Here is a 1,970-nt window from a genome sequence, read left to right on the forward strand (position 1 = left end):
CCCGCATCCGTCGGGCTATTCACCTCGGCGACATTGCTCACCTCCGTGCCAYTYCGCCAAGTCCGCCGCCAAGCGAACCTGCCAGGTGCTCAGGTTGACCGTCGCGCCTGCGGCCAAAGTACCTACAGGCCAGCTCACCACTCCATTATCCAAGCTGCCGCCAGTATCCGCAGACACGAAGCTCACTCCTGCCGGCAAGGCATCCGTTACCACCACCTGCTGCGCATCGCTTGGGCCATTATTCGTCACCGTAATCGTGTACGTAAACGCTTCACCTACCACCACATTCGGAGTAGCAGTCGTTTTCGCTATGGCTAAGGTAGCAGCAGTATCCACCGTCACATCATTATCTGGATCCGGCGCATTTTCCTTCGGACCATCCGGATCATCCGCACTATCTGCCACCGCTACGTTACGGATCACCGTACCCGCTGCCGTATTAGCCGGGATTCCTAAAACTAAGGTCAGCGTAGCCTCTCCACCCGCCGCGATCTCGGCGATGTTCCAACTCACCGTGCCGGCAGCAAAAGTCCCGCCCATGCTCGCACTCTCGAACACCGTTCCCGCAGGAAGCGCATCCGTCACCAATACATTGCGCGCTGCCGCATTTCCTATATTGCGTACTCGAATCGTGTAGGTAATCGACTCACCCGCCAGCACGCGCGGTGCCGCAGGCGTCTTCAGCACTTCCAAATTCGCCACACGTAAGGCATTCACATTCACGCGCACCTCATTGCTCAACTGCTCCCCTCTCGGATCCGCTGCCGCAGTACCGCGCGCTTGCGCCACGATCACCACGCCATCAGCTAAGCCATCCGCGCTGCGAACCACCAAATTCAAGCTAAGCGTCTCTCCTGCCGGCACATTAGCCAGTGCCCAGTTGACATTCAAGCCATCCAAGACACCGCCATCCGTCGCCGAAATAAACTGCGTGTCATTTGGTAGCGGCAAGGTCACATTCACAGCACCTGTACCGATATTACCCGTATTACGCACCTCTAAGGTATAGGTGATCGCATCCCCTGAGGTTACCGTCAGCGGAGTCGCCGCAAGCACCAGCTCTAAGGTCGCGCGCTCATTCACCGCCGTAATCACAGCAGGTGCAGATACGCGTGGAGATCCCGCATCCGTAGGCTATTCACCTCGGCGACATTACTCACCTCCGTGCATTCGCCAAGTCCGACGCCAAGCGAACCTCCAAGCTCAGGTTGACCGTCGCGCTGCGGCCAAAGTGCCTACAGTCCAGCTCACAACTCCATTATCCAAGCTGCCGCCAGTATCCGCAGATTCGAAGCTCACTCCTGCCGGCAAGGCATCCGTTACCACCACCTGCTGCGCATCACTTGGGCCATTATTCGTCACCGTGATCGTGTACGTAAACACTTCACCTACCACCACATTCGGAGTAGCAGTCGTTTTCGCTATGGCTAAGGTCGCAGCAGTATCCACCGTCACATCATTATCTGGATCCGGCGCATTTTCCTTCGGACCATCCGGATCATCCGCACTATCTGCACCGCTACGTTACGGATCACCGTACCCGCTGCCGTATTAGCCGGGATTCCTAAAACTAAGGTCAACGTAGCCTCTCCACCCGCCGCGATCTCGGCGATGTTCCAGCTCACCGTGCCGGCGGCAAAAGTCCCGCCCATGCTCGCACTCTCGAACACCGTTCCCGCAGGAAGCGCATCCGTCACCAACACATTGCGCGCTGCCGCATTTCCTATATTACGTACTCGAATCGTGTAGGTAATTGACTCACCCGCCAGCACGCGTGGTGCCGCCGGCGTCTTCAGCACTTCCAAATTCGCCACACGTAAGGCATTCACATTTACGCGCACCTCATTACTCAACTGCTCCCTCTCGGTCGGCTGCCGCAGTCCGCGCGCTTGCGCCACGATCACCACGCCCATCAGGCTAATCCATCCGCGCTGCGTACGACCAGGTTCAAGCTAAGCGTCTCTCCTGCC

General features: G+C 57.9%; 3 protein-coding genes. All 3 read right to left on the reverse strand.

What is annotated here, in order from left to right; all coding sequences use genetic code 11:
• Positions 1-15: 15 nt before the first annotated feature.
• The gene (locus A3SI_RS16665; RefSeq protein ID WP_238531833.1) at positions 16-1,083 is read right to left on the reverse strand and encodes a COG1361 family protein; all 1,068 of its coding nucleotides are present in this window, start codon (positions 1,081-1,083) and stop codon (positions 16-18) included.
• A gap of 120 nt (positions 1,084-1,203) precedes the next feature.
• Positions 1,204-1,455 carry a DUF11 domain-containing protein gene (locus A3SI_RS16670; protein ID WP_009057840.1) on the reverse strand — a complete coding sequence of 84 codons (252 nt, stop codon included), beginning with the start codon at positions 1,453-1,455 and terminating at the stop codon, positions 1,204-1,206.
• Entirely contained in the window at positions 1,452-1,913 is a 462-nt protein-coding gene (locus A3SI_RS16675) for a DUF11 domain-containing protein (protein WP_009057841.1), read from the reverse strand. The genes A3SI_RS16670 and A3SI_RS16675 overlap by 4 nt, the downstream gene beginning before the upstream one ends.
• Positions 1,914-1,970 lie beyond the last annotated feature (57 nt).

Source organism: Nitritalea halalkaliphila LW7 (genome assembly GCF_000265075.1).
In the GTDB taxonomy this organism is placed as follows: Bacteria; Bacteroidota; Bacteroidia; order Cytophagales; family Cyclobacteriaceae; genus Nitritalea; species Nitritalea halalkaliphila.

Bases quoted from the DNA above. Each gene is read 5' to 3' on its own strand.
- A3SI_RS16675 (WP_009057841.1), bottom strand. From the start codon at position 1,913: ATGGGCGTGGTGATCGTGGCGCAAGCGCGCGGACTGCGGCAGCCGACC.